The organism is Bradyrhizobium sp. SZCCHNPS1003 (assembly GCF_032381555.1).
Lineage (GTDB): Bacteria > Pseudomonadota > Alphaproteobacteria > Rhizobiales > Xanthobacteraceae > Bradyrhizobium.
This window is the reverse complement of the sequence record NZ_JAUHIU010000022.1, coordinates 31308-57628: the sequence shown is the minus strand read 5'-3', so window position 1 is coordinate 57628 and position 26321 is coordinate 31308. Positions and strand designations below refer to the sequence as shown.

The 26321-nt window shown below is 66.2% G+C and carries 23 protein-coding genes; 11 read left to right on the top strand and 12 right to left on the bottom strand.

Going from position 1 to position 26321, the window contains the following annotated elements; translation table 11 throughout:
• Nucleotides 1-33 precede the first annotated feature (33 nt).
• Genes QX126_RS29040 through QX126_RS29020 form a run of 5 tightly spaced genes read left to right on the top strand, consistent with a single transcriptional unit; the run spans nt 34 to nt 5422 of the window.
• A complete protein-coding gene (locus QX126_RS29040) occupies nt 34-1671 on the top strand; it encodes an ABC transporter substrate-binding protein (protein WP_315785502.1) in 1638 nt (545 codons plus the stop codon).
• 4 nt (nt 1672-1675) lie between these two features.
• Complete coding sequence (locus QX126_RS29035; protein ID WP_315785499.1) at nt 1676-2650, top strand: ABC transporter ATP-binding protein; 975 nt, start codon at nt 1676-1678, stop codon at nt 2648-2650.
• Nucleotides 2647-3639, top strand: a complete 993-nt coding sequence (locus QX126_RS29030) for an ABC transporter ATP-binding protein (protein WP_315785496.1) — start codon at nt 2647-2649, stop codon at nt 3637-3639. Before QX126_RS29035 ends, QX126_RS29030 begins: the two co-directional genes overlap by 4 nt.
• On the top strand, nt 3639-4568 hold the full coding sequence (locus tag QX126_RS29025) for an ABC transporter permease (RefSeq protein WP_315785493.1): 930 nt from the start codon (nt 3639-3641) through the stop codon (nt 4566-4568). Before QX126_RS29030 ends, QX126_RS29025 begins: the two co-directional genes overlap by 1 nt.
• A complete protein-coding gene (locus QX126_RS29020) occupies nt 4565-5422 on the top strand; it encodes an ABC transporter permease (RefSeq protein WP_315785490.1) in 858 nt (285 codons plus the stop codon). Before QX126_RS29025 ends, QX126_RS29020 begins: the two co-directional genes overlap by 4 nt.
• Before the next feature lie 6 nt (nt 5423-5428).
• On the opposite strand, the gene QX126_RS29015 is transcribed toward QX126_RS29020, so the two are convergent.
• On the bottom strand, nt 5429-5617 hold the full coding sequence (locus QX126_RS29015) for a hypothetical protein (protein ID WP_315785487.1): 189 nt from the start codon (nt 5615-5617) through the stop codon (nt 5429-5431).
• Between the two features lie 95 nt (nt 5618-5712).
• Complete coding sequence (locus QX126_RS29010) at nt 5713-6600, bottom strand: NAD(P)/FAD-dependent oxidoreductase (protein WP_315785605.1); 888 nt, start codon at nt 6598-6600, stop codon at nt 5713-5715.
• Nucleotides 6601-6903: 303 nt separating this feature from the next.
• Here QX126_RS29010 and QX126_RS29005 point away from each other — a divergent pair, with 303 nt between their 5' ends.
• Nucleotides 6904-7098, top strand: coding sequence for a hypothetical protein (locus QX126_RS29005; protein WP_315755179.1), 195 nt, complete (start codon nt 6904-6906; stop codon nt 7096-7098).
• 146 nt (nt 7099-7244) lie between these two features.
• On the opposite strand, the gene QX126_RS29000 is transcribed toward QX126_RS29005, so the two are convergent.
• The 5 genes from QX126_RS29000 to QX126_RS28980 are packed head-to-tail and all read right to left on the bottom strand — an operon-like array spanning nt 7245 to nt 12657.
• Entirely contained in the window at nt 7245-8735 is a 1491-nt protein-coding gene (locus tag QX126_RS29000) for an ABC transporter substrate-binding protein (protein ID WP_315785484.1), read from the bottom strand.
• 34 nt (nt 8736-8769) lie between these two features.
• Nucleotides 8770-9801, bottom strand: a complete 1032-nt coding sequence (locus QX126_RS28995; RefSeq protein ID WP_315785603.1) for an oligopeptide/dipeptide ABC transporter ATP-binding protein — start codon at nt 9799-9801, stop codon at nt 8770-8772.
• 17 nt (nt 9802-9818) lie between these two features.
• Nucleotides 9819-10829, bottom strand: a complete 1011-nt coding sequence (locus tag QX126_RS28990; protein ID WP_315785481.1) for an ABC transporter ATP-binding protein — start codon at nt 10827-10829, stop codon at nt 9819-9821.
• On the bottom strand, nt 10826-11698 hold the full coding sequence (locus QX126_RS28985; protein WP_409998139.1) for an ABC transporter permease: 873 nt from the start codon (nt 11696-11698) through the stop codon (nt 10826-10828). Before QX126_RS28985 ends, QX126_RS28990 begins: the two co-directional genes overlap by 4 nt.
• An 8-nt stretch (nt 11699-11706) precedes the next feature.
• A complete protein-coding gene (locus QX126_RS28980; protein ID WP_315755175.1) occupies nt 11707-12657 on the bottom strand; it encodes an ABC transporter permease in 951 nt (316 codons plus the stop codon).
• 213 nt (nt 12658-12870) lie between these two features.
• On the opposite strand from QX126_RS28980, the gene QX126_RS28975 reads away from it, so the two are divergent.
• From QX126_RS28975 to QX126_RS28965, 3 genes are read left to right on the top strand one after another with little or no spacing between them, the layout of a single operon-like run.
• Nucleotides 12871-14214 (top strand): GH1 family beta-glucosidase, encoded by a 1344-nt coding sequence (locus QX126_RS28975; RefSeq protein ID WP_315785601.1) that lies wholly within the window; start codon nt 12871-12873, stop codon nt 14212-14214.
• Nucleotides 14215-14217: 3 nt separating this feature from the next.
• Nucleotides 14218-15198, top strand: a complete 981-nt coding sequence (glk, locus tag QX126_RS28970) for a glucokinase (protein ID WP_315778096.1) — start codon at nt 14218-14220, stop codon at nt 15196-15198.
• 6 nt (nt 15199-15204) lie between these two features.
• Nucleotides 15205-16143, top strand: a complete 939-nt coding sequence (locus QX126_RS28965; protein WP_315785479.1) for a 1-phosphofructokinase family hexose kinase — start codon at nt 15205-15207, stop codon at nt 16141-16143.
• Here the strand turns inward: QX126_RS28965 and QX126_RS28960 are convergent.
• Entirely contained in the window at nt 16103-17230 is a 1128-nt protein-coding gene (locus tag QX126_RS28960; protein ID WP_315785478.1) for an SbmA/BacA-like family transporter, read from the bottom strand. The genes QX126_RS28965 and QX126_RS28960 overlap by 41 nt on opposite strands.
• A 174-nt stretch (nt 17231-17404) precedes the next feature.
• Between QX126_RS28960 and ppsA the strand changes: the two genes are divergently transcribed.
• Nucleotides 17405-19858, top strand: a complete 2454-nt coding sequence (gene ppsA / locus QX126_RS28955; protein WP_315785477.1) for a phosphoenolpyruvate synthase — start codon at nt 17405-17407, stop codon at nt 19856-19858.
• A 13-nt stretch (nt 19859-19871) separates the two neighbouring features.
• Here ppsA and QX126_RS28950 read toward each other — a convergent pair whose 3' ends face one another.
• Nucleotides 19872-21305, bottom strand: coding sequence for a lysophospholipase (locus QX126_RS28950; protein WP_315785475.1), 1434 nt, complete (start codon nt 21303-21305; stop codon nt 19872-19874).
• Between the two features lie 224 nt (nt 21306-21529).
• Nucleotides 21530-22555, bottom strand: coding sequence for a histone deacetylase family protein (locus QX126_RS28945; protein ID WP_315785474.1), 1026 nt, complete (start codon nt 22553-22555; stop codon nt 21530-21532).
• A 444-nt stretch (nt 22556-22999) separates the two neighbouring features.
• Between QX126_RS28945 and QX126_RS28940 the strand changes: the two genes are divergently transcribed.
• Nucleotides 23000-24337: an MFS transporter gene (locus tag QX126_RS28940; RefSeq protein ID WP_315785472.1), complete on the top strand. Its 1338-nt coding sequence runs from the start codon at nt 23000-23002 to the stop codon at nt 24335-24337.
• 165 nt (nt 24338-24502) lie between these two features.
• On the opposite strand, the gene QX126_RS28935 is transcribed toward QX126_RS28940, so the two are convergent.
• Both QX126_RS28935 and QX126_RS28930 read right to left on the bottom strand, forming a co-directional pair.
• Entirely contained in the window at nt 24503-24898 is a 396-nt protein-coding gene (locus QX126_RS28935) for a helix-hairpin-helix domain-containing protein (RefSeq protein WP_315785470.1), read from the bottom strand.
• Nucleotides 24899-24975: 77 nt separating this feature from the next.
• The gene (locus QX126_RS28930) at nt 24976-26307 is read right to left on the bottom strand and encodes a nicotinate phosphoribosyltransferase (protein WP_315785469.1); all 1332 of its coding nucleotides are present in this window, start codon (nt 26305-26307) and stop codon (nt 24976-24978) included.
• Nucleotides 26308-26321: the final 14 nt, after the last annotated feature.

Sequence of the window (26321 nt, the reverse complement as noted above, 5' to 3'; positions counted from 1 at the left end):
CAATCCAGACACGCTGACAAACGAGAGATTGCCATGACCAAGCTCACCCGCCGCGGCCTGCTCGGCGCCGGCGCCGCGATCGGCGGCAGCTTCATCCTGCCACGCGTCTCGATCGCGCAAGCCGACAACCGTCCCTCGGTCACCATCGCCGTGCAGAAGGTGACCAACTCGAACGTGCTCGACGTGCTGCGCGAGCAGTCCAATGTCGGCGAGCGCGTGTTCTACTCGTCGCTGTGGGAAAGCCTGATCTCGAAGAACTTCCGCGGCAATCTCGAAGCCGTTCCCGGCCTTGCCACCGAGTGGAAGCGCATCGACGACCAGACCGTCGAGCTCAAGCTGCGCCAGGGCGTCAAGTTCCACAATGGCGACGAGATGACGTCCGAGGACGTCGTATTCTCGTTCAGCCGCGAGCGCATGTTCGGCGACAGCGAGGCCAAGAGCCGCAGCACGATCAAGGCGTTCGAGAAGATCCCGGCGCCGCGCCCGGGCAAGGAGCTGCCGCCGGACGTGATTGGCGTCGCCCGCCGGATGTGGCCGGATCTGGTCCGCGTCGATGCGGTCGACAAATACACCGTGCGCTTCGTCAACGCGACGCCTGACGTGACCATCGAAGGCCGCCTGATGCGCTACGGCTCCGATATCATGAGCCGGCGCGGCTGGGAGGAGGCGGCGAGCTACCTCGACTGGGCGCGCAAGCCGATCACGACGGGTCCCTACAAGATCGTCGAGTTCAAGCCCGACGTGTCGCTGACGCTCGAGGCCCACGACGAATATTGGGGCGGCCGCCCGCCGCTGAAGCGCATCCGCTTCCTCGAAGTGCCGGAGGTCGCGAGCCGCATCAATGGGCTTCTCTCCGGCGAATATCAGTTCGCCTGCGACATCCCGCCGGACCAGATCGCCGGCATCGAGAAGAACGCGGCGTTCGAGGTCCAGGGCGGCACCATCCTTAACCACCGCCTCACCGTGTTCGACAAGAATCATCCGCAGCTCGCCAATCCGCTGGTGCGGCGCGCCTTCACCCACGCGATCGACCGCCAGGCCATCGTCGACAGCCTGTGGGCCGGCCGCACCCGCGTGCCGAAGGGCCTGCAGTGGGAGTTCTACGGCGACATGTTCGTCGCCGATTGGAGCGTGCCAGCATTCGATCCCAAGCTGGCGCAGGACCTGCTGAAGCAGGCCGGCTACAAGGGCGACCCGATCCCCTATCGCCTGCTGAACAACTACTACACCAACCAGGTCGCGACCGCGCAGGTGCTGGTCGAGATGTGGCAGGCGGTCGGCCTGAACGTGCAGATCGAGACCAAGGAGAACTGGTCGCAGATCCTGGAGCGCGCGCCCACCCGCGCCGTGCGCGACTGGTCGAACTCGGCCGCGTTCAACGATCCGGTGTCGTCGCTCGTCGCCCAGCACGGTCCGAACGGCCAGCAGCAGCAGGTCGGCGAATGGAGCAACGACGAGCTCAACCGGCTGTCGGAGTTCCTGGAAACCTCGACCGATCGCGAGGCCCGCAAGAAGGCGTTCCGCCGGATGCTGGAGATCGCCGAGCGCGAGGACCCGGCCTACACGGTGCTGCACCAGAACGCGACCTTCACCGCCAAGCCGAAGTCGATCAAGTGGAAGGCCTCGCCGGCCTTCGCGATGGACTTCCGCACCGGCAACTACGGAGCGTGATGCCGTGGCGCCGCTGGTCAGCATCTCCGGCCTCAGGGTCGCCTTCGACGGCACGCCCGTGCTGCATGGCATCGATCTCGACATCCGCAAGGGCGAGGCCGTCGGCCTCGTCGGCGAGTCCGGATCCGGCAAGTCGGTGACGTGGCTCGCGGCGCTCGGCCTGTTGCCGGTCAAGGCGAAAGTGTCCGGATCAGCCAAGCTCGAAGGCCGCGAGCTGCTGGGTGCTGATGGCGGGGTGCTCGACCAGGTGCGTGGCCGGCGCATCGCGATGATCTTCCAGGATCCGGCGAGCGCGCTCAATCCGGTGCTCACGATCCGCCGCCAGTTGTGCGAAAGCCTCGCGCTGCATCGCGGGCTGCGCGGCGAGGCCGCGCGGGCCGAGGCGCTCAGGCTGCTCAGTCTCGTCGGCATTCCCGATGCGGCGCGGCGGCTGTCGGCTTATCCGCACGAGTTCTCCGGCGGCCAAGTCCAGCGCATCATGATCGCGATGGCGCTCGCCGGCCAGCCCGACCTCCTGATCGCCGACGAGCCGACCACCGCGCTCGACGCCACGATCCAGGCGCAGATCCTCGATCTGTTGTCGGCCATCCGGCGCGAGTTCAACATGGCGATGGTCCTGATCAGCCACGACCTCGGCGTCGTCGCCGAGAATTGCGACCGCGTCTGCGTGATGTATGCGGGCCGCATCGTCGAGCGCGCCCCGGCGACGAGGCTGTTCGATGATCCCTGGCACCCCTACGCGCAGGGCCTGATCGGCGCGCTGCCGCCGCTCGATGGCATCAGGCGGCGGCTGCAGGCCATTCCCGGCACGGTGCCCGATCCGCGCGCGCTGCCGAGCGGCTGCGCCTTCGCACCGCGCTGTACCTTTGCCGGCGACGGCTGCCATGCCGGCGTGCCGCCGCTGGCGCCGATCGAGCCGGACCGCGCGGTGGCCTGCCTGCGGCCGCAGCGTCTGCCGGTGGAGCTCGCCGCCGAATGACCGCGCCGCTGGTCGAGGTCCACGGGATCTCGCGCACCTACCGGATGAGGTCCGGCCTGTTCGGGCGTCCTGCATCGGTCCACGCCGTTGACTGCTTGAGCTTTGCGATTGCGAAGGGCGAGACGCTCGGCATCGTCGGCGAATCCGGCTCCGGCAAATCCACCACCGGGCGCATGGTGCTCGGGCTCGAGCCGCCCGACCAGGGCAGCGTGCGCTTCGGCGGTGCGCCGATCGCAGCACCAGGCTCGGCGGCCTGGCGCGCGCAGCGCGCGCGCATGCAGATGATCTTCCAGGATCCGCTCGGCGCGCTCGATCGCAGGCTCCCTGTTGCCGCGCAGATTCGCGAGCCGCTCGAGATCCACGGTATCGGAACGACATCCGAGCGCGACGCTCGCGTGCACGAGCTGCTGCAATCCGTCGATCTCAACGACAGCCATGGCCGCCGCTATCCGGGCGCTCTGTCTGGCGGCCAGCGCCAGCGTATCGTGCTCGCGCGCGCGCTCGCGACCAAGCCCGACTTCCTGGTGTGCGACGAGCCGGTCAGCGCGCTCGACGTCTCGATCCAGGCCCAGGTGGTCAACCTGCTCATCGAACTCCAGGCGCGGCTAGGGCTGACCATGCTGTTCATCAGCCATGATCTGCGCGTCGTCCGGCAGATCAGCAGCAAGGTGGCGGTGATGTATCTTGGCCGCATCGTCGAATATGGCGATGCCGACGATCTGTTCGCGCGGCCCCAGCATCCCTATACGCAGGCGCTGGTCTCGGCCTCCCCTGCCCCCGGCCGCCGCAGCTCGAATCGCATCGTGCTGACGGGCGACCCGCCGAATCCGGCCGCGCGTCCTTCCGGTTGCGCCTTCCATCCGCGCTGCAGCCGCGCGACCGCCCGCTGCGCCAACGAGGTGCCCGCGCTCACCGCGCTGGATCAGCAGCGCCAGGTGGCCTGCCATCTCGTGACGGGGCCACAGTCACAGACCCAGGATGCCGCGTGATGCTGCGCTATTTCGCGATCCGCCTATCGCGCGCGCTGCTGACGATCGCACTCGTCGTCACCTTCGCCTTCATCGTGCTCAGGCTGTCGGGCGATCCCGCGCTGATGATCATGGGGCCGGAAGCGCCGCCCGAGGTCATCGCCGCGTTTCGCAAGGCGTGGGGCCTCGATCATCCGATCTGGATGCAATATCTCGACTACTTCAAGGCAATCGGCCAGGGCGAGCTCGGACGCTCGATGCGCGACGGCCGGCCGGCGATCCAGCTCGTCATCGAGCGCATCCCGGCGACCCTGGCGCTGACCATCCCGGCGTTCCTGGTGAAGGTGTTGCTCGGCATTCCCGCCGGCATCTATGCAGCGCTTCACCGCGGTTCGGCCATCGACCGCGCCGTGATGATCACGGCGGTGGCCGGCTTCACGGTGCCGAGCTTCGTGCTGGCGCTGATTCTGGTGCTGATCTTCGCCGTCCAGCTCGGCTGGCTGCCGTCGGGCGGGCAGGACTCCTGGCGTCATGCCATCCTGCCGATCGTGACGCTCGGCTTCGGCGGCGCTGCGGTGCTGGCGCGGTTCACGCGTAGCGCGATGCTCGAGATCCTCGGCCAGCCCTATATACGGACCGCATCAGCCAAGGGCGTGCCCTGGCGCCGGGTCATCACCGACCATGCGCTGCCGAACGCCGCGATCCCGACCGTCACCATCCTCGGCTTCATGGTCGGCAGCCTGATCGCCGGCGCGGTCGTGGTGGAAAGCGTGTTCTCGTGGCCGGGCGTCGGCCGCCTGCTCGTCGTCGCCGTCGCCAATCGTGACCTCGCCGTCGTGCAATGCATCCTGCTGCTGGTGGCGATGACGATGGTCACGTCGAACCTGATCGTCGATTTCCTCTACGGCCTGCTCGATCCGCGGCTGCGCAGCAAGGGAGCGGAGGCATGACCGACGTTGCGATGAAGGCACCTGCCGCGCGGCGGCTGCGCTGGCCCGACGTTCCCGTCTCCGTCACGATCGCCGCGTGCTGGATCGCGGCAATGCTGCTGCTCGCCGTCTTCGCCGACCAGTTCGCACCTTATGGCTTCACCAAGTTCGACCTGCGCAATCGCCTGGCACTGCCCGGCAACGCCGCGCATTGGCTCGGCACCGACGAACTCGGCCGCGACGTGCTGTCGCGCCTGATCGTCTCGATCCGGATCTCGCTCCTGATCGCGTTCGGCGCAACCGCGATCTCCGCCATCGCCGGCACCACGCTCGGCTTTCTCGCCGCGCATTTTCGCGGACTGGTCGAGCAGTTCGTGCTGATGCTGGCGGACTTCCAAGCCAGCATGCCGTTCCTCATCCTCGCGCTCGCCGTGCTCGCCTTCTTCGGCAACTCGCTGCCGCTCCTGATCGGGCTGATGGGCCTGTTCGGCTGGGAGCGCTATGCGCGCATCGCGCGCGGGCTCGCGATCTCCGCCAATGCGCAAGGCTACGCCGCCGCCGTGCGCCAGCTCGGCGCGACGCCGCAGCGCGTGTATCTCAAGCACATCCTGCCGAACATCGCCTCGACCCTGATCGTGTCGATGACGCTGGTGTTTCCGGAAGTCATCCTGCTGGAGTCCGGCCTCTCGTTCCTCGGGCTCGGCGTGCAGCCGCCGATGACGAGCCTCGGCAACATGGTCGGCTATGGCCGCGAATATCTCACGCGCGCGCCGTGGATCATGCTGGCGCCGGCGATCATCATCGTCGTGACCACGCTTGCGGTGTCCGTGATCGGCGACTGGCTGCGCGACCGGCTCGACCCGACGCTGCAATAGCTGCACTCAGCCGCGGGCTTCCTTGGTCGCAGAGGCGCCCTGTTCGCAGACGATCACCGCGTTGCCAGCCGGCTCGCCCGCCAGCGCCGTCCATTTCGATGCTTCCTGCAGCCAAAGGTCGCGGCGTGCCGGATCGCGTGCGGCTTCCTCATGGCAGCTTGACGCCGCCGCCAAACATGCCGATTTCCTGTCCATGCGCCAAGGTCCGACAGATCAACACCAAACGCGTTAACACAGGATAGCGCGATCTGAGGTTGTGATCGACTTCGCATGATTGTCCTGCCGGAAGGTTACACATAGCGCATCGGCAGCGAATGATGTGCGTGGCAGGCGGCCACCGCGGCATGGCCGAACGCGACCGAGATCTGGTGTAGGTCGGTGACGACGTCGCCGATACCATAAAGCCCGTCGACGCCGCAGCGCTGCTTGGCGTCCACCTCCAGAAAATCCTCGGCCGTGTGTCGCGCGCCCATCCGGATGGCGAGCTCCGAGCGGACCTCAGCCCCCAGCGCGGGATAGATGACCTCGAAGCGTTCGCTGGCGCCATCTGCGAACACCGCCTCGATGGCACCGCTCCGGCGCTGAAGCGACCGGAGAGGCGGCATCACGCGAACCCCGGCCGCGGCCAGCTCCTCCCGCGCTGCGTCGTTCTGCGCGTCATCGCTCGGGATCAACGTGATGTCGGCGCTGTAGACACGCATGAACAGCGCCTTGCCTGCAGCATGACCGAGTGCACCGACGATCGCGATCTTGCGGTCGGCTGCCTCGTAGCCATCGCAGACAGGGCAGTAGCGCAGCTCACCCTGGCGAACCGCCTCGATCCAGTCGGGAAGAGGAAACTGCCTGTCGACGATCCCCGTCGCCAGAATCACCCGCTGCGCGGCGATTGCACCGTCAGCATATGTCGCGACGACGTCCGCGCCGGTCCTGTCGAGCGATGTCACCGTGCCGCGGATGATCGGGACGCGGAGGTCCTCCACCTGATGCTCCATCCGCGCGAGCAGCTCATGTCCCGAAATGCCGTCAGGAAAGCCAGGTAGATTATGACTGCGGGGAATCAGGGCTGCCCGAGATGCGCCGCTGTCGATGATCACGACGTCCCGTCGGAACCGCGCCAGATAGATCGCGGCCATCAGGCCGGCCGGCCCGCCGCCGACGACGAGAACTTCGGTGCGCATCGCAGCCCCTCGCCCTTCTTGACAGCTCGGCCGCGTCTGCCGCGAAACCGTTGTTCGTCCCATGCGCGCGACCGCTGCCGAACCGCAGGTTCCTGAGCGCTCGGTCGACGCCGACACCCCAAATTCTACGCAGCCAGCGGTCCTAAGTTCCCCCCCCCCCGGGCTCCGGAGCGAAATTCGCTCGGCCATAATCCGGAACACACAAGGAACTTTTTTGGGCAACGGAACTTAACCTATGTCACTGCCATGCCGCGGCGATAGTGGCAAAATTTGATACCTAAGGTTGCGTTTCGGGGAGCATCGATGCGATTTGAGAATTCAACCGACGAAAGTCTGTTGGCCTATTATGAGAGTGTCCGAAAGCAAGTTGCCGCTGATAGTCGGATCGGGGGACCCTATCGGCTCATCGGAGACCGGGCCAAGCAATACGCCCAGGAGCTTCAGGCTGAAATGCGACGACGGCAGATGCGCTTTACGCCCATCGAATGGCCGAACTGATCTGTAGAATCAATGGTGTCGTTCGTGGAGAGATACCCGTCACGCGACCGCACATATGGATGGACCGGCGATGCCCTCTTCCACAAGGGGAGAGGGCACCGCATTGCGCAGGAATTATTTCGCAGCCAAGCAAAACGGGCTCACGATCATTCCCACGACCAGCTCGCGAAATCGTTCTCGAACTGAGGCACGTCCTTCCAGACGCCCTTCAGCTTCTTGTTGATCACCGTGATCCACTGCGGCTGGAACAGGAAGCCGGCGGCCGCATCCGTTGCCAGCATGCGCTGGGCGTCGCCGAGCAGCTTGGTGCGCTCCGCCTCGTTCGGCGTGTCGACGATCTTCTGATACAGCTTGTCGAAGGCCTCGGACTGATAGCCGAAGTAGTAGTTCTTATCGGTGAACTTCACGAGATCGAACGGCTCGACATGCGAGACGATGGTCAGGTCGAAATCATGCGGTCCGTTGAACACCTGTGACAGCCACGCCGCCCATTCGAGATTCTCGATCTTGGCGACGATGCCGACCTTGGCCAATTGAGCCGCGAGCACCTCGCCGCCCTGGCGCGCATAGGCCGGCGGCGGCAGCCGCAGCGACAGTTGCAGCGGCGTGGCGATGCCGGCTTCCGCCAGCAGCTTCTTGGCCTTCTCCGGGTCGTAGGGATTGATGTCGGTGGTGTCGACATAGCCGAGCGAGCCCGGCACGTAGAAGCTTCCGATCGGCGTACCCAGGCCGTCGACGGCGCCTTCGATCATCGCCTTGCGATCGATCGCGGCAAGGATCGCGCGGCGGACGCGGACGTCGTCGAGCGGCTTCTTCTTGTTGTTGATGGTGACGATGGTCTTCGCCTTTGAGCCGCCGATCAGCACGGTGAAGCGCGGGTCGGACTTGAACTGCGCGATGGTGCGCGCCGTGGTGCCGCGCGGAAAGGCGTCAACGTCGCCCGACAGCAGCGCCGCGACCTGCGCCGCCGGATCGGAGATGAAGCGGATCGTCACCTTGGACAGCTTCACGGCTGCGGCGTTGCGATAGTCCGGCCATTTGTTCAAGCTCAGGGACGAGCCCTTGGCCCAGCTACCCAGCGTGTACGGCCCAGTACCGACCGGCTGCGTCGCGTTGGTCGGCGCGCTCTTCGGCTCGACGATCGCGGCTGTGGCCTGTCCGAGCAGGAACGGCAGGTTGGGCTCGGAATATTTGAGCTTGACCTGGATCGTCTCGGCATCGGGCGCGTTGACCGCCTCCATCGCCTGGAACAGCGCCTTGTCCTTGTTGGTGCTGTTCGCGGCGCCGGCGCGCTCGAACGAGAACTTCACGGCGGCGGAATCGAATGCCTCGCCGTTCTGGAATTTCACGCCCTTGACGAGCTTGAAAGTGTAGCTCTTCAGATCCGACGAGGCCTGCCAGCTCGAGGCCAGCAGCGGCGACACCGAGCCGTCCTCGTTGATCTTGGTCAGCGTCTCATAGACGTTGTAGAGCGTGACCTCGGCGATGGCCGCGGCGGCCGCGCTGGTCGGATCGAGCCCCGGCGGCTCCAAGGTCATGCCGACGACGACGCTGTCCTTCTTGCTTTGTGCCGAGGCCGGCACAGCGGTGGCCGCGACGAGCGCGGCCAATGCGACGATGGATAGTCTTTTCAACATTGTTCGTTTCTCCCGGACGGAACCAAGTTACGCGTCAAAGCGGCTTCGAGACAAGAGGCTGGTGTTCTGCGGCGACGAGCGCCGGCAGCGCCATCACGCTTTCCGCCTTGTGGCAGGCAGCGGAATGCAGCCCCGTGAGCGCCCGCAGGGAGGGTGCCGTCGCCCGGCACTGGGCATCAGCGAGTGGACAGCGCGGCGCGTAGGCGCATCCGGCCGCGCCGAGGGATTGCGACGCGATCGCGACGCTCTCGCGCCGGCGCCGGATCGCGCCGGCCTGCGCCCGCGGCACGGCGTCGAGCAGCGCCCGGGTGTACGGGTGCGCGCACTGGCCGAACAGATTCTCGGGCCGTCCGCGCTCGACGATGCGCCCGAGATACATCACCGCGACCTCGTCGCAGAGATAGTCGACGACTGCCAGATCATGACTGATCAGCACATAGCTGAGGCCGAATTGCTCCTGCAGGTCCTGCATCAAATTGAGCACCTGCGCCTGCACCGAGACGTCGAGCGCGCTGACAGGCTCGTCGGCGACGATCAGCTTCGGCTGCGTGATCAGCGCCCGCGCGATCGCGATGCGCTGACGCTGGCCGCCGGAGAACTCGTGCGGATACTTGTCCATGTCGGCGTCGCGCAATCCGACCTGCCGCAGCACCGTTGCCACGCGCGTGCGCAGGCTGTTGCGATCCGGGCTTTCCAAGGCGGTCAGCGGCTCGGCGACGATGCGCGCGATGATCTGGCGCGGATCGAGCGATCCATATGGGTCCTGAAACACCATCTGGAAATCGCGACGGGCCCGCCGCAGCTCATCCACCGAGAGGCGGTTGAGATCGCGCCCGGACATCAGCACCGATCCCGATGACGGCCGCTCCAATGCCATGATCAGCCGCGCCAAGGTCGACTTGCCGGAGCCGGACTCGCCGACGATGCCGAGGCTCTTACCCGGCATCAACGTCAGCGACACGCCGTTGAGCGCGAGCACCTGGCCCGGCGGCCGCAGCAGGCTCTCGCGCGGCAGCGCGTAGCGCTGCACGAGCTCCCTGACCTCGAGCAGCGGCGTCTCTGCAATTCCTTGCGCGGCGGTGCTCAAGCGACCACTCCCGCCGGATCACATGCGAGCGCGACGCCGGTCCGGATGCACCGGACGCCGTGCCCGGCGCCGATCTCGATCGACGGCGGCAGCGCCGTGCGACAGGCGTCGATCACCAGCCCGCAGCGATCTGCGAACGGACAGCCGGCCGGCAGATCGGCGAGCTCCGGCACGGTGCCGGCGATGGTCGCGAGCCGCGTGCCCTTGCGGGCCCCGAGCCGCGGCCGCGCCCGGAACAGGCCCTGCGTGTAGGGATGGCCCATGCGCGAGAACACCGCATCCGTCGTGCCGCTCTCGACCACCGTGCCGCCATACATCACGATCATGCGCTGGACGTTCTCGGCGATGACGCCAAGGTCATGCGAGATCAGGATCATCGCCATGCCCTGCTCGGCCACGAGATCGGCGATGAGGTCGAGGATCTGGCGCTGGATGGTGACGTCGAGCGCGGTGGTCGGCTCGTCGGCGATGAGCACGTCGGGCTTGCAGGCCAGCGCCATCGCGATGGTGACGCGCTGGCGCTGGCCGCCGGAAAACTGGTGCGGATAGGCGTCGTAGCGTCGCGCGGGGTCCGGCAGACCGACGCGGTCGAGCAGCGCGATCGCCTGGCGTTTCGCTTCAGCCGCCGAGCAGCCGGTATGTCGCAGCAGCGGCTCGGCCACTTGGTGGCCGATCGTATGCATCGGGTTGAGCGCGGTCATCGGCTCCTGAAAGATCATGCTGATGCGGTTGCCGCGCAGCTTGCAGTAATCGGCATCGGGCAATCCGACCAGCTCGCGGCCATCGAGCTTGATGCTGCCGCTGACGACAGCGCTGTCGGGCAGAAGCCCGAGCAGAGCGAGCGCCGTGATCGACTTGCCGCAGCCGGACTCGCCGACGATGCCCAAGGTCTCGCCGCGCCGGAGCGCGAACGACACCTCGCGCACCGCTTGCGCCGGGCCGCGGCTGGTGTTGAGCCGGATGCCGAGACCGCTGACATCGAGCAGAGGTTGATCGCTCGCCATCATCGCTGCCTCGCCAGCCGAGGGTCGAGCAGATCACGCAGGCCGTCGCCGAGCAGGTTGAGGCCGAGCACCGCGAGCGCGATGGCGGCGCCGGGGTACACGGCGAGGCTCGGCGACTGGAACAGCAAGGTCTGCGCATCGTTCAGCATGCGCCCCCAGGACGGCTGCGGCGGCTGGGTGCCCAAGCCGAGATAAGACAGCGCCGCCTCCGCCAGGATCGCCAGCGCAAACTGGATCGTCGCCTGCACGATCAGGATCGACAGGATGTTCGGCAGCACGTGCTCGATGGTGATGCGGAAGCGGCCCTTGCCGGCAGCGCGTGCCGCCAGGATGAACTCGCGCGCCCAGACAGCACCGGCCTGGCCGCGGGTGACGCGCACGAACACCGGGATCTGGAAGATGCCGATCGCGGTGATCGAGGTCACCATGCCCGGGCCGATCACAGCCGCCAGCATGATCGCCGACAACACCGCCGGAAAGGCGAAGGTGAAATCGCTGAAGCGCATGATCAGCTCCTCGGTCCAGCCGCGCTGCGCGGCTGCGATCAGGCCGAGGCAGACGCCGCAGGTGAGACCGATGCCGACGGCGATGATGCCGACCAGAATGGTCGCTCGCGCGCCGACCAAGAGCAGCGAGACGATATCGCGGCCGAGCACGTCGGTGCCGAGCCAATGCGCTGATGACGGCGGCCGCAGCTTCGAGGCGACGTCGATCTCATAGGCCGACCACGGCGTCCACACCAGCGACAGCAGCGCAGCGCCGAGCACCAGCAGACACAGCAGCGCGCCGACGATGAAGCTGCGATGGCGCAGCGCGCGGCGCCAGAACGCGCTCGGCGCGGGGGCCGTGCCGGCTGCGGCTTGAACGATCACGGACGAACTCACAGCTCGTGCACCTTGATGCGCGGATCGATCACCGCATACAGCACGTCGACCACGAAGTTGACGACGATCACCATCGCCGCCAGCAGCATGACGCAATTGCGCACGACGATGAGATCGCGATTGGCGATCGACTGGAAGATGAGACGCCCCAGGCCCGGCAGATAGAACACGTTCTCGATCACGATGGTGCCGGCCAGCAGGTTTGCGAATTGCAGGCCCATCACGGTGAGCACCGGGATCATCGCGTTGCGCAAGACGTGCTGCCACAGCACCTCGCGCTTCGTCAGACCCTTGGCGCGCGCGGTCCGGACGAAATCCTCGCGCAGAACGTCGAGCACCGCAGAGCGCGTCACCCGCGCCAGGATCGCGGCCTGCACCACCGCCAGCGCCACAGCCGGCAACAGCAGCGCGCGCAGCCCCGGCCAGATGCCGTCCTCCCAGCCGGGGAAGCCGCCGGCCGACAGCCATTGCAGCTTCACCGCAAACAGGAGGATCAGGAGGATCGCGAACCAGAAGTTCGGCAAGGCGATGCCGATCTGGGTCAGGGACATCACGCCGACATCGCCGAGGCGGTTGTGATTGGCGGCCGTGTAGATGCCGGCCGCGAGCGCCAGCACGGTCGTGAGTCCCATGGCCAGGATCGCGAGCGGAATCGTCATCGCCAGCCGCTCGCGGATCAGTTCGGCCACCGGCGTGCCATAGGCATAGCTGTTGCCGAGATTGCCGCTCAGCATGCCGCCGATCCAGTGCAGGTAGCGCCAGGCCAGCGGCTGATCCAGCCCGAGCTTGACCGTCAGCGCCCTGACCGCGTCGGGCGAGGCATCCGCGCCCATCAGCATCTGGGCGGCGTTGCCCGGGAGCGCGTCGAGCACCAGGAATATGATCAGCGACGCGCCGACGAGGGTCGCCAGCAAGGTCAGGCAGCGCCGCAGCAGAAAAACGCTCATTCGCGCCGGGACTCCAGTTTTCGGCGGCCGCACGTTCCACAGCTTTCGGCTCCGATGCAAGCCTGTTGCCTGCATGATTGCCATTGCCCGGCGCAGGACATCTTCGCAGGCCACACCGGCCACGGTATCGTCGGCTTGATCCCGGTCAACGGCGGAGCGCCGGCGACCGCCATCATGCGGCTGATCGCAACAACGCAAGGGCCCCTCTCGATCATGACCATCCGTCCGAGCTTTCTCTGGGGTGCCTCGACCTCGGCCTTCCAGATCGAGGGCGCAGCCCATCTCGACGGCCGCGCCGACAGCATCTGGGATGTCTTTCTGCGCGCGCCGGGCCGCACCAAGACCAACGACACGGCCGAGACCGCATGCGACCATTATCATCGCTACGCCGGCGACGTGGCGTTGATGCAAGAGCTCGGCCTCAACGCCTATCGCTTCTCGATCTCCTGGCCGCGGGTGCTGCCGCAAGGCCGCGGCGCGGCCAACGAAGCCGGCCTCGCCTTCTACGACCGCCTGATCGACGCCCTGCTTGCCGCAGAGATAGAGCCGTGGCTCTGTCTCTACCACTGGGACCTGCCGCAGGCGCTGGAGGCGCTCGGCGGCTGGCAGAACCGCGACATCGCCGGCTGGTTCGCCGACTATACCGCGCTGGTCGCGCGGCGCTATGGCGACCGGGTCAAGCGCTTCGCCACCTTCAACGAGCCCTGCGTGTTCACGCTGTTCGGCTACGGCCTCGGCTGGCATGCCCCTGGCTTGGCCGACAAGACGGCGCTGCACAAGGCGATCCATCACGTCAATCTCAGCCATGGCCGCGCCGTCGACGTGCTGCGCAAAGACGTTGCCGGCGCCTCGATCGGCGCGATCCACAACCGCCAGCCCTGCTATCCCTGCACCAGCAAGCCGGCGGACGCTGCAGCGGCGCTGCGGCTCGCAGCCTATTGGAACGACGCTTTCCCGTTCCCGCAAGCGTTTGCCAGCTACCCGCCGGAGCTGGCGGAGGCCGTCGCGCCATATGTCGCGCCCGGCGACATGGCGCAGATCGCACGGCCCGTCGACTGGTTCGGGCTCAACCACTACTCGCCGCATTACGTGAGGGCTGACACCAACCTGATCGGGGCGAGCTTCGGGCCGGCGCCCGACACCGTGCCGCGCAGCGCGATCGGCTGGCCGGTCGTGCCCGGTGCGTTCCACGACACGCTCCTGGATATCCACCAGCGGTTCCAGCTTCCGATCTACGTGCTTGAAAACGGCACCGCAGCTGCCGACGTCCTCGGCAATGATGGCCAGGTTCATGACGTGGACCGGATCGCCTATCTCAAGGCCTACACTGCCGCCATGGAACAGGCGATGAAAGAAGGCGCCGACGTCCGCGGCTATTTCGTGTGGTCGCTGCTGGATAATTTTGAATGGGGGGCGGGCTATTCGCAGCGTTTCGGCATTGTCTATGTCGACCACACCACGCAGCGTCGCATTCCCAAGGCGTCTGCGCGATGGTATGCGGACATGATCGCGGCCCACCGGACCTCCGACGGGCCGTACAACCGGGCGGAAGACTGAGGCATGAGCGATCGCGTTCTTCTGGGCGATATCGGCGGCACAAATGCGCGCTTCGCGCTGCTCGACGATGGCGTGGTCGGCGAGGTCGAACACCTGAAGGTCGCGGACTTCGCCACCATTGCCGATGCGATCACCGCGTTCCTGTCGCGGCACGCAGAAGGCGGAGCGCCCTCCGCGGCCGTGCTCGATATCGCCGGGCCGATCGAGCGCAATCGCGGCATGCTGACCAACAGCACCTGGGCCATCGACGGCGCCGAGCTGGCCGCGCAATTCAATCTCCGCTCGGCGAAGCTGCTGAACGATTTCGAGGCCGTCGGCTGGTCGCTGCCGGCGCTCCGGCCGGATGATCTGTATCCGCTCGGCGGCAGCGCGGCGGTCGCCGGCGCGCCGATGCTGGTGATCGGCCCGGGCACCGGGTTTGGCGCGGCCTGCTATCTGCCGGGCGGCGGCCGTCCCACGGTTGCCGTCACCGAGGCGGGTCACGCCACCTTGCCGGCCACCACCGCGCGCGAGGCCGCAGTGCTGGCCAAGATGCGCGAGCACTTCGGCCATGTCTCGATCGAGCGCGCGCTGTCCGGCAGGGGTCTCGAAAACGTCTATCATGCCATCGCGGCCGTCGACGGAGCCTCGGTGCCGAAGCGCGACGCCGCCGCCATCACCAGCGCCGCGCTCGACGGCGGCTGCGCCACCAGCCGCGCCACGCTCGACATGTTCTGCGCCTGGCTCGGCGCCGTCGCCGGCAACCTGACGCTCACCTTCTGTGCCCGCGGCGGCGTCTACATCGCCGGCGGCATCCCGCCGCGGTTTCCCGACTACTTTGCACGATCCGATTTTCGCCGGCAGTTCGAGAGCAAGGGACGCTATGACAGCTATCTGCGGCCGATCCCGGTGCACATCGTCACCAAGCCCGACATCAGCTTCCTCGGTCTCAAATCGTTCTTCGAGGCCGGCATCACCGCGAGCGGCGGCTCCCCGACGCACTGAGATCGAATGAGCGACATCGTCACGATCACGCCGAACCCGGCCGTCGACGTCTCGACGACCGTCGAGAAAATCGTGCCGGTGGCCAAGCTGCGCGGCACGACGCAACAGCGAGATCCCGGTGGTGGCGGCATCAACGTCGCCCGTGTCATCGCCCGCCTCGGCGGCGACGTCACCGCGCTCTATCCGGTCGGCGGTCCGACCGGCCTGCTGCTGAAGCAGCTCGTCGAGAAGGAAGGCGTCGCCAGCCGCACCTGGGCGACGGCCGAGGACACGCGTGAGGACTTCTTCGTCCAGGAGCGCGTCAGCGGCCAGCCCTATCGCTTCATCCTGCCGGGCCCGACGCTGACCGAGGCCGAATGGCAGGCCGGCCTTGCCTTGCTCGCAGCCCAGGATCCGTTCCCCCGGTTCGTCATCGGCAGCGGCAGCCTGCCGCGCGGCGTCCCGACCGACTTCTACGCGCGCGCTGCGACGCTTGCACGATCACGCGGCGCGCAATTCGTGCTCGACACCTCGGGTCCAGCTTTGGCCGCGGCGGTTGCCGGCGGCATCGACCTGATGAAGCCGTCGCTGCACGAGATGCAAGAACTGGCCGGCGGCACGCTGCCCGATGCAGCGGCGTGGGAGAAAGCCGCCCACGCGCTGGTCGCGAGCGGCAAGGCCGGCACCGTCGCGCTGACCATGGGTCATCTCGGCGCCCTGCTGGTCACCCGCGACCGCGTGCTGCGCGCTCAGCCGCTGACGATGGTGCCGGTCAACGCGGTCGGCGCCGGTGACAGCTTTCTCGGCGCGCTGGTCGCGAAGCTCGCCGCTGGCGAGTTGCTGGACGACGCGTTTCGCTTTGCAGTCGCCGCAGGTGCCGCGGCGCTGCTGCGCACCGGCACCGCGCTGTGCGATCCCGCCGACGTCAGCCGTCTGCAGGCTGACGTGCGGCTTGAGACGGCGTGACATCGCTCGCCGCATCACCGTTGAGCCGATCGAGCGAGAGCAGCAACCCGCCGACGCGCTCCAGCGACGACATCCACTCGGCGAGGCGGTTGAAATTGTCCACCATCCAATTGAACGACCCCTGCACCAGCGTGAACGCAGCGGCAGCCTGGGTGAGTTCGCCCAGGGTCATCTGATCGCCGAGGAATTTCGGCGCGCACAGCACGAGGCCGATGATCGGCGCGAGCAGCGTATTCAGATGAGACACCAGGGTGTTGCGCATCAGCTGCCAGCACAGCCGCTTCCATTGCTGGATCGTGCGGTCGAGCGCCATCCACAGCCCGGCAATGACGCTGCGTTCCTCCTGCTTGGGCGCGATGCCTTCGCCGATGTCGCGCAAGTGATGGGCCGCGGTGATCAGCTCCGACTCGGCCTGGTTCTTGGTCTGGATGACGCGCGTGAGCGGCGAACCGACCCACAGCATGGCCCCGGTCACCAGCCCGGAATAGATGACGACGCTGACCACCAGGTAGCCTGGAATCCACAACTGCTGCCCGGCCACGACGAAGCCGATGGATCCGCCGACCTGCCACAGCACCTGGACGAACACGACCGCCGTCAGCAGCGAGGAGATCACACTGACCACGAAGTCGATCGGCGCATCGGTGGCGATGCGGACGTCCTCGGCAATGCGATACTCCGGAATCTTCAGATCGCCCTGCACCGTCGCGAGCCGCGCATAGCGGTCGTTCTCGACCCAGTAATTGATCACCTTGGCGCTCAACCATTGCCGCCAGCTGCGTTGCATCACCATGCGGCCCCACACCGAGACGATCGCCAGCACGACGCTCGCCAGACAAAGCGGAATGAGCAGAGCGGCCTGCTGCCGCAGCCGCGTCGGATCGCGGCCCTCCAGCGCGTCGAAGAAATCCCTGTTCCAGTAATTGAATCGGAACTGCACGTAGAGCTGGAGCACCACGAGGACGACCAGGGCGACGCAAAGCAGCCAGACCCGCCATGCCGTCGATCCGAGCCAGAATTGCCGCGCCGTGAGCCAGAATCGCGACCATTCGCGATTACCGTCCTCGTTCTGGTCGTCGGAGATCATCGGTGATCCGGATGGAGGTGATCGATGGGTTTTAGCAAACATCCTCGCCTATGGTGGAACCGTTGTCATCCCGCGATTTAAGGAGCTCGCGGAGCGCCCTGCTTGATCTTGCGCAAGGCAGCCGCCGCCCGCCGCGACAAACTGAGGTTCGCGCTGCGATGCGGGAGATGACCGATGACGGCACCTAGCTACATCCGCTGGTTCAAGGATCTCCGCATCGAGGACGTGCCCGGCGTCGGCGGCAAGACGGCGTCGCTCGGCGAGCTGTATTCGGCGCTGGCGTCGCACGGCGTGCGCGTGCCCAACGGCTTCGCACTGACGGCGGCCGCCTATCGCGATGCGCTGAGCGCGGCCGGAGCCGACGACGAGCTACGGAAGCTGCTCGCCGGCCTCGACAAGCGCCGCATTGCCGATCTCGCCAAGCGCGCGGCGAAGGCCCGCGCGATCGTGTTCGCGGCGACCGACCGTGACGACCTGCGCCACGAGGTCGCAGAGGCCTACAAGCAGTTGGAGCAGGAGTATGGCCGCGGCGTCGCGGTTGCCGTGCGCAGCTCGGCCACCGCCGAGGACCTGCCGAATGCGAGCTTCGCAGGCCAGCACGAGAGCTTTCTCAACATTCGCGGCGCGAAGGATCTGTTCGAGGCGTGCCGCCGCTGTTTCGCCTCGCTCTATACGGACCGCGCGATCTCCTACCGCATCGACAACGGCTTCGACCACGACAAGGTCGCGTTGTCGGTCGCCGTGATGAAGATGGTGCGCTCGGACCGCGCCGCGAGCGGCGTGATGTTCTCACTCGACACCGAAAGCGGCTTTCGCGATGTCGCCTTCATCACCGGGGTCTACGGCCTCGGCGAGACCATCGTGCAGGGCACGGTCGATCCGGACGAATTCTACGTCCACAAGCCGACCTTCGCGGCCGGCTTCCGCAGCGTGCTGTCGCGCCGGCTCGGCGCCAAGGACAAACGGATGGTCTATGCCAAAGCCGGCGCAAAGCCCGGCGCGCGCAGTCGTGGCCCCACGACGCGCACCGAGGCGACGCCGCCGGCTGACAGGGCGAAATTCTGCATCAGCGATGCCGACGTGCTGGAGCTCGCGCAGGCCACCATCGTCGTCGAGGAGCACTACTCGCAGAAGGCCGGCAGGCCGACACCGATGGACGTCGAATGGGCCAAGGACGGCCGCGACGGCGCGCTCTACATCATCCAGGCGCGGCCGGAGACGGTGGCCTCGCAGCGGCGGCCCGAGGCGATCGAGACCTACGTTCTGAAGAAGACCGGCAAGGCGCTGGCAACCGGCCGCGCCGTGGGCGAAAGGATCGCCACCGGCAAGATCCGCCTGATCCGCACTCCCAAGGATCTGAACGCGTTCCGCCCCGGCGAGGTGCTGGTCGCCGCATCGACCAGTCCGGACTGGGAGCCGGTGATGAAGACCGCGGCGGCGATCGTCACCGATCATGGCGGCCGCACCTGCCATGCCGCGATCATCGCCCGCGAGCTCGGCGTGCCGGCCGTGGTCGGCACGGAGGATTTCAGCAAGCACGCGAAGACCGGAACGACCGTCACCGTCTGCTGTGCGGAGGGCGATGCCGGCCATGTCTACGACGGCGCACTGCCGTTCGATGTCGAGCGCCTGGCGATCGACAGCCTGGAGAAGCCGCGCACGGAGATCATGGTCAATCTCGGCAATCCCGAACTGGCCTTCAAGACCGCGCTGCTGCCGAACGATGGCGTCGGCCTCGCCCGCATGGAGTTCATCATCAACCAGGCGATCGGCATCCACCCGATGGCGCTGGCGACGCCCGCAAAGGTGACCGCGGCAAAGGACCGCGCGACGATCAAGCGCCTGACTGCGCGCTACAAGAAGCCCGCCGACTTCTTCGTCGAGCGGCTGTCGGAAGGCGTCGGCACCATCGCCGCGGCGTTCTACCCACGACCGGTGATCGTACGCCTCTCAGACTTCAAGACCAACGAATATGCCAGCCTGATCGGTGGCTCCGATTTCGAGCCGAAGGAAGAGAACCCCATGCTCGGCTTCCGCGGCGCCTCGCGCTATGCGCATCCCGCCTACGCCGCCGGCTTCGCGCTGGAATGCGCGGCGTTGAAGCGCGTGCGCGACACGATGGGGCTCGCCAATCTGAAGATCATGATCCCGTTCTGCCGCCGCGTCGAGGAGGCGCGCAAGGTGATCGCGGCGATGGCCGGGCACGACTTGGTGCGTGGCGAGAACGGGCTCGAGATCTACATGATGTGCGAGATCCCGAACAACGTGATCCTGATCGACGAGTTCGCCAAACATTTCGACGGCTTCTCGATCGGCTCCAATGATCTCACCCAGCTCACGCTCGGCGTCGACCGCGATTCCGACATCGTCGCGTTCGATTTCGACGAGCGCGATCCCGGCATGCTGGCGATGCTGAGGATGGCGGTCGAAGGCGCGCATCGCAACCGTCGCCATGTCGGCATCTGCGGCGAGGCGCCGGCCAACTATCCCGAAGTGGCGCGCTATCTGGCCGAACTCGGCATCGATTCGATCAGCGTCAATCCGGCGAGCGTCGTGCGCACCATGGAGATCGTCCGCACCGCGGAGCGGGAGGTTGCCTCGCGCACGCCGCAGGCGCTGGCGAGCTGATCATGGCCGAAGCTCAAGAGCTGGTCTTGAAGAAGTCCAGCACGGTCGAAGCGCCGCCCATGACGTCGCCGCCGCCATAGAGGCTTGCCAGGAACGTGCCGCGATGGCTGGCGCCGGTGACCGCTGTGCCTTGCTCAAAGCGGCCGTCGGCCGCCAGCGGCATCTTGACCAGGCTCGGCGGCAGCGCCTCGTCGAGAAGGCCGTAGTAGAACCGCATCGGGGCGTCATAATCCCAATAGGTCGAGCTGTTGCCGGCCAGGCGGCGGAGGAAGCGGCTGTTGGTCTCGTGGGTGAAGCGCTCGAAGAAGCCGTCGACCAGCAGGTCCGAGGGCTGCGGCACCGACTTGCTGAACATCTCGTCCATGCTGTAGTCGGCCCAGTATTTCTCGGCCAGCGCGAGGTGTTGCGGCTTGATCGCGGTCTTGAACAGGTCGCCGAGCCGGTAATACTGGCGATAGCTGCCCAGGAGGACGATGACGCACGGCGTGATCCAAATCGGCTGCTTCGGATAGGTGCTGTCGGTCGACGCGCTGCCCGGTTCGGCCGACACCCAATAGCGCATCGAATCCGCAAGATTATTGAACGGACTTTGCGTTGCGCTCGCCGCCACCGCGACGCGCCGCCGCTGCAGCTCCTGGCCCAGCCATTGCGTGTTCAAGGCACCCTGCGACCAGCCGTTCAGGAACAGCCCGGTCTTTCGCAGGCCGAGATGATCGAGCGCGAGCAGGCCCGCGTTCAGCATGTCCAGGCAGCACTGCACGGTCGCGTCCTTCACCGCATAGGCCTCGCCTCGCCCCTGGCGATACGGTCCCTTGCCGAGATAGTCGGCCGCGATCAATGCAAAGCCGTTGCCGACCAGGCGCTGGACGTTGAACAACGTCTCGATCGAATCGACATTGTCGCGCGGTTCGTAGTTCGGATCGGCCAGTCTGACGAGATTGGACGGGACCTGATCGAACGACAGGATGGTGCCGTGCTGCCACGACACGACCGGCAGTGCGCCCTTGTGATCGGCGGGCAGCGCGAGCAGGCCGCTGACCTTGACGCGCTCACCGGTCTCGGGGACGCGCGTGTAGGTCGTCAGCCGGCGCAGTTCGACGTCGACCCGCGCCCCGTGCTTCTCGGCCGAGAATGGCGGCAAGATATTGTGCTCATTGAAGACGGCGTGGAGCTTCGCTGCGAGCGCATCGAGCCGGTCCTTGCTGACGCGCACCGGCCGGCCGAGGCTTGCGCCGTCACGTGGTTGCGCGATAACCGGGCCGGCTGAGAACGATACGGCCGCAGCGCCGAGGCCGAGGCCGGCTGAGGCCAGCAGCCTTCGGCGGGATGGCCGGCCGGCCAAGGCTGCAGAGCCGAGCTCCGGCCCGGTCAGTTTGGCCATCGGCTGGGCCAACGCCTCTTCGGATCCCGCGACCAGGGTATCCAGGCCGATCATTCGCCGCTTCATCACGTCCCTCCGAGCCGACTACAGCCGAGGGTAGTTCGCAAAGCCTAGCACTTGTTAAATGGTGCAGCAATCGGACCTGAATGTTTCGAACAGTCGCCCGCACTGTCGAGCCTGAAGCGGCCGCGTCGCGGCCCGCCTCCGCACGTCAAGCGTAGCCATGTGAATGATTTGCGATGCCGTTCTCGGCGCACACCAGGAAGAGATCACGAGGAGGAGATGAAGGCTTACCGCGCCGCTTCGAAACCTCCGAGCACTGCGGTCAGGTTCTGGCCGAGAATGTCCGAGAGGTAGCCCCCCTCCTGCACGAACACCGTGGGCAGGCCGAGCCGCGCGATCGCGCCGCCGATGCGGCGGAAACCCGGCGTCGTCACGGAGAGCCCCTTGAGCGGATCGTGCTCGGAGGCATCGAGACCGAGCGCGACCACGAGCGCGCCGGGCGCGAACGCATGGATCGTCTTGGCCGCGGTCTCGAACGCCTTGAGATAGGTGTCGTCGCCGCTCTTCAGCGGCAGCGGAATGTTGAGGTTGGCGCCAAGGCCCGCGCCTGCGCCGCGCTCATGCGCATAGCCCCAGACGAACGGGTAGTAATGCGTGGGGTCGGCGTGGATCGAGATGGTGAGCACGTCGGGCCGCTCGTAGAAGATGCCCTGCGTGCCGTTGCCGTGGTGGACGTCGACGTCGAGGATGGCGACCCGCTCGTGGCGCTGACGCAGATGCGCGGCTGCAATGGCGGAGTTGTTCATGAAGCAGAAGCCCGAGGCCATGTCCCGATAGGCATGGTGGCCCGGCGGCCGGCACAGCGCATACGCCGCATCCTCGCCATCGAGCAGCAGTTGCGCCGCAGTCGCAGCCACGTCGGTCGCGGCGCAGGCGCCTTCCCACGTCCCCGGCCCGATCGGCGCCGAGGTGTCGGTCGTGTGCCAGCCCAGCCGCCCGACGATGTGCGTCGGATAGGTGGCAGCATTGCGAACGGGATGGATGTTCGGAATCATCTCCGCACCGGCATCGCCGAGCGCGGCCCACGCGTCCCACGCCTCTTCCAGGAAACTGAGGTATTCCGGACTGTGCACGCGCGCGCGAGCTTCCTGGCCGAAATGAATCGGCGCGACCAACTCGTGATGGCCGGCCTTCAATCCCGCAAGCAGACGATCCGCCCGCTCGGGCTGCTCGGTGGTGCGCTTGACGACGCCGCGCACCAGATAGAATTGCGGATCATGGCTGCGATGCAGCTCGGTGTAGACGGCCTTCACGCGCAATGGCTCCTGTTCGCTTGCACCGACGATTGTGCACGCAGTAGCAGCCGATACAAGCACAGATGGTTCGCACGTCCATTGGTCCGTGGGCGGCTTCCAACCGGCGGAACGGACCGCTGCGCTTCGCATCTTGTCGGCAGCGAATTTGCCGGGATCCAGGCGATCCGGCGCGTGAGGCGCGGTGGATGTGAGGAGAGATCCGCTCCGCCATGCTGGCGGTTGCCGCGACGGCCGTCGGAATGCGCCACGAAATCTGAAAAACTCGACGGGCAATCCTGATCGGCTCCTGCGCGTATGGTCAGGAGAGAAGCCTTTGCCCGGCATGGAGACCCCGGGATTGATCCAAAATTTGGATCGATCGATACAGGCTTCGGTTTGGACCGCGGCCCTCCCTCTCCTCTAGGACAGTTCTCGAGGAACGTGACAAGAGAGGTGGCGCGCATGAGCGCAATCGTAACCACGGCCGAACTGCGCCGATCGCGCGTGCGGCTGCTTATCGTGACCATGCTGTTCCTGGTCACGACCGTGAACTATGCCGACCGCGCGACCTTGTCGATCGCAGGACCTTCGCTGTCCAAGGAGCTGCATCTCGATCCCGTGGCGATGGGCTATGTGTTCTCCGCCTTCGGCTGGTCCTATGTGCTCGCGCAGGTGCCGGGCGGCTGGCTGCTCGACCGCTTCGGTTCGCGCTGGGTCTATGCCTGCAGCATCGTGATCTGGTCGATCTTCACCATGATGCAGGGCTGGATCGGCTTCTTCTCCGGCGCCGCCGCCGTCACCGCGCTGTTCACGCTGCGCTTCATGGTCGGTCTCGCCGAGGCACCGAGCTTCCCGGCCAATGCCCGCATCGTCGCCGCCTGGTTTCCGAGCAGCGAACGCGGCACGGCGTCGGCCTTCTTCAATTCGGGGCAGTACTTCGCGACCGTGATCTTCGCGCCGCTGATGGGCTGGATCGCGCACGCGTTCGGCTGGCGCCACGTCTTCACCGTGATGGGCGCGCTCGGCATCCTCATGGGCCTGATCTGGATCAGGACCGTGTACGGACCGAAGGAGCACGCGAGCGTCAACCAGGCCGAGCTCGACTACATCAAAGACGGCGGCGCGCTGGTCGACATGGAGGGCGCGAAAGACGCCAAGGCCGCCTCCGGTGGTCCGACCTGGTCGCACATCGGACAGTTGCTGTCGAACCGCATGATGCTCGGCGTCTATATCGGCCAGTACTGCATCAACACGCTGACCTATTTCTTCCTGACCTGGTTCCCGGTCTATCTGGTCAAGGAGCGCGGCCTGTCGATCCTGCAGGCCGGCTTCGTCGCCACCCTGCCGGCGCTGTGCGGCTTCATCGGCGGCGTGCTCGGCGGTTTCATCTCCGACGCCATCCTGCGCAAGACGGGATCGCTGACGCTCGCCCGCAAGATCCCGATCGTCGGCGGCATGCTGCTGTCGATGGCGATCATCGGCTGCAACTATGTCGACGGCCAGGCGCTGGTGGTCGGCCTGATGGCGCTGGCCTTCTTCGGCAAGGGCATCGGCGCGCTCGGCTGGGCGGTCGTCTCCGACACCTCGCCGAAGGAAGCCGGCGGCGTCTCCGGCGGCCTGTTCAACACCTTCGGCAACCTCTCCAGCATCACCACCCCGATCGTGATCGGCTACATCCTGTCGGCCACCGGCTCGTTCAACGGCGCGCTGGTGTTCGTCGGCCTCAACGCCCTGGTCGCGGCGTGTGCCTACTTGCTGATCGTCGGCAAGATCCAGCGCGTCCAGCTCCGAACCTCCTGAGCACCACGCCGCGCTTCGCGTGGTCTCGACTCCAACGGCGGCCCCCCGGCCGCCGTTTTCTTTGTCGGCGCCTCGCTGCCATTCCAGGGCGACGCGCGATAGCGCGGTGGAATGGCGCAGGTGGCGTTCAATTGAACAGCCAATCGTCGACATGCATGAGCACTATTACGCTATTCCCTGCCACAACGAGAAATATGCAAAGCCAGAACGCCAAGCCAAAAAAGTACATCTTGGGTTGCACGTCACGATCGTAGACGGCGCCACGACCAAGCAGCCGCCCAGTTCGCAGGGCGGTCCAGACGATCGGACCTCCGAACCAGAGCAGCACCAAAGGAAACACGGCAAAGCCGCTACGATGGTCTCGATCTTGCCCGCGAGGTCCTTGCCGATCCCAGGTAGCTCGGAGAGATCCTCGCCTGCCTTCAGCAGGCCGGTGATGCTCTTGGGCAGGCACTCGATCAGGCGGGCTGCGTTACGATACGCGCGAGAACGGCCCTTGATCTCCAGGAGCTCCGCGGCCTGGTCGAACATCTTGGCAATTTCGGCATTCTGAACCGGCATAGGCGCTCTCCACGCCTTCTAGGCGCACACCGGGCGTTCCGCTCTTGATACAGATGACGAGAATTAGCCGCAGCAACCTACTTCGTCTTCAAGTCGACAGCAGCGGCCAATTCTCGGAGCCGTGCCGCCACATGGACCGGATAGGACGAGCCGACCTGGAGTCCCTCAAGAGCTCTCGGCAGTCGCCCCAATTGAGTCCGGGCGTAGGCGCGGATATCCTGGAGCGAGGGCTGATGCGTGACCGGACGCCCTTGTTGCAGGACAGAGACGATCAGGGCCTCTCCCTCTCGGACATCATCATCCGTCGAGAGCACGTCGGATACCATGCGGCCGTCGGGATCATAACGACGCCACACCTGCTTGCGGCCCGGCCAAGTCGCCTTTCCGGTCGAACGCTTTCGTCGCGGCGTGCCTGCATACTCTTGTAGCTTATAGGCGCAGTCGAGGGCGGGGGCATCGGAGGATGTCGCCAGGCTGGTGCCGATCCCGACACCGTCGATGGGGGCGGCTTCAAAGGAAGACAGTGCTTCTTCGTCGATGCCGCCGCTGACGAAAATGGTCACGTCCTCGAGATCGCCCTCATCAAGGATCCGCCGGACGCTTCTCGAGAGCGCCACCAGGTCACCGCTGTCGATCCGTACTCCACGGATGGAAATGCCAAGGGCCCGCAGCCGGGGAGCCAAGGCCACCACCTTTCTGGCCGCCATCTCCGTGTCGTAGGTGTCGATCAACAGCACGAGATCCTTCGGTCTTGCCCGCGCAAAAGCTTCAAACGCTGCCGTCTCGTCATCGAACGATTGGACGAACGAATGCGCCATCGTGCCATAGGAAGGGATTCCAAAGCATTTCTCGGCGAGAACGGTCGCAGTCCCGGCAAAGCCCCCGATATAGCTGGCGCGGGCTGCCAAAAGACCGGCTTCCGCGCCATGAGCCCGGCGCAGCCCGAAATCGACCAACAGCTTGTTCGGCGCGAGCAGCGCCATGCGGGCGGCCTTGGACGCGATCAGCGACTGGAAATGCAACAGATTGATCAAGCGGGTCTCGACGAGCTGAGCCTCGGGGAGAGGCGCCGTGACGCGGAGGATAGGTTCGTTGGCGAAAAATACCGTGCCCTCCGGCATGGCGTGGACGTCACCGCTGAAGCGGAAATCCGCGATATAACGGATCAGGCTCGCGCTGAACCGGCCGCTTCGTACCAGCCAGCTCAGTTCGTCGTCGGAAAAGCGCAGACCTCGCAGGAACTCGAGCGCCTGCTCCAGACCGGCCGCCACCAGGAAGTTGCGCTGGGGCGGCAGCTTCCGGACGAAGAATTCGAAGACGGCGGTCTGCGTCTGGCCCGCTTCCAGATACGCCTGCACCATGTTCAGTTGGTACAGGTCCGTCAGGAGCGCGCTTGACGACGTATTCATGAGCAACCCCGAGA

Coding starts and splice junctions, on each gene's coding strand:
- QX126_RS29015 (WP_315785487.1), bottom strand. CDS start 5,617: ATGGACAGGAAATCGGCATGTTTGGCGGCGGCGTCAAGCTGCCATGAG.
- glk (WP_315778096.1), top strand. CDS start 14,218: ATGAGCGATCGCGTTCTTCTGGGCGATATCGGCGGCACAAATGCGCGC.
- QX126_RS28935 (WP_315785470.1), bottom strand. CDS start 24,898: ATGCCGGTTCAGAATGCCGAAATTGCCAAGATGTTCGACCAGGCCGCG.
- QX126_RS28960 (WP_315785478.1), bottom strand. CDS start 17,230: ATGATCTCCGACGACCAGAACGAGGACGGTAATCGCGAATGGTCGCGA.
- QX126_RS29020 (WP_315785490.1), top strand. CDS start 4,565: ATGACCGACGTTGCGATGAAGGCACCTGCCGCGCGGCGGCTGCGCTGG.
- QX126_RS29040 (WP_315785502.1), top strand. CDS start 34: ATGACCAAGCTCACCCGCCGCGGCCTGCTCGGCGCCGGCGCCGCGATC.
- QX126_RS29025 (WP_315785493.1), top strand. CDS start 3,639: ATGCTGCGCTATTTCGCGATCCGCCTATCGCGCGCGCTGCTGACGATC.
- QX126_RS28975 (WP_315785601.1), top strand. CDS start 12,871: ATGACCATCCGTCCGAGCTTTCTCTGGGGTGCCTCGACCTCGGCCTTC.
- QX126_RS29005 (WP_315755179.1), top strand. CDS start 6,904: ATGCGATTTGAGAATTCAACCGACGAAAGTCTGTTGGCCTATTATGAG.
- QX126_RS28950 (WP_315785475.1), bottom strand. CDS start 21,305: ATGAAGCGGCGAATGATCGGCCTGGATACCCTGGTCGCGGGATCCGAA.
- ppsA (WP_315785477.1), top strand. CDS start 17,405: ATGACGGCACCTAGCTACATCCGCTGGTTCAAGGATCTCCGCATCGAG.
- QX126_RS29010 (WP_315785605.1), bottom strand. CDS start 6,600: ATGCGCACCGAAGTTCTCGTCGTCGGCGGCGGGCCGGCCGGCCTGATG.
- QX126_RS28990 (WP_315785481.1), bottom strand. CDS start 10,829: ATGATGGCGAGCGATCAACCTCTGCTCGATGTCAGCGGTCTCGGCATC.
- QX126_RS28965 (WP_315785479.1), top strand. CDS start 15,205: ATGAGCGACATCGTCACGATCACGCCGAACCCGGCCGTCGACGTCTCG.
- QX126_RS28980 (WP_315755175.1), bottom strand. CDS start 12,657: ATGAGCGTTTTTCTGCTGCGGCGCTGCCTGACCTTGCTGGCGACCCTC.
- QX126_RS29030 (WP_315785496.1), top strand. CDS start 2,647: ATGACCGCGCCGCTGGTCGAGGTCCACGGGATCTCGCGCACCTACCGG.
- QX126_RS28930 (WP_315785469.1), bottom strand. CDS start 26,307: ATGAATACGTCGTCAAGCGCGCTCCTGACGGACCTGTACCAACTGAAC.
- QX126_RS28940 (WP_315785472.1), top strand. CDS start 23,000: ATGAGCGCAATCGTAACCACGGCCGAACTGCGCCGATCGCGCGTGCGG.
- QX126_RS29000 (WP_315785484.1), bottom strand. CDS start 8,735: ATGTTGAAAAGACTATCCATCGTCGCATTGGCCGCGCTCGTCGCGGCC.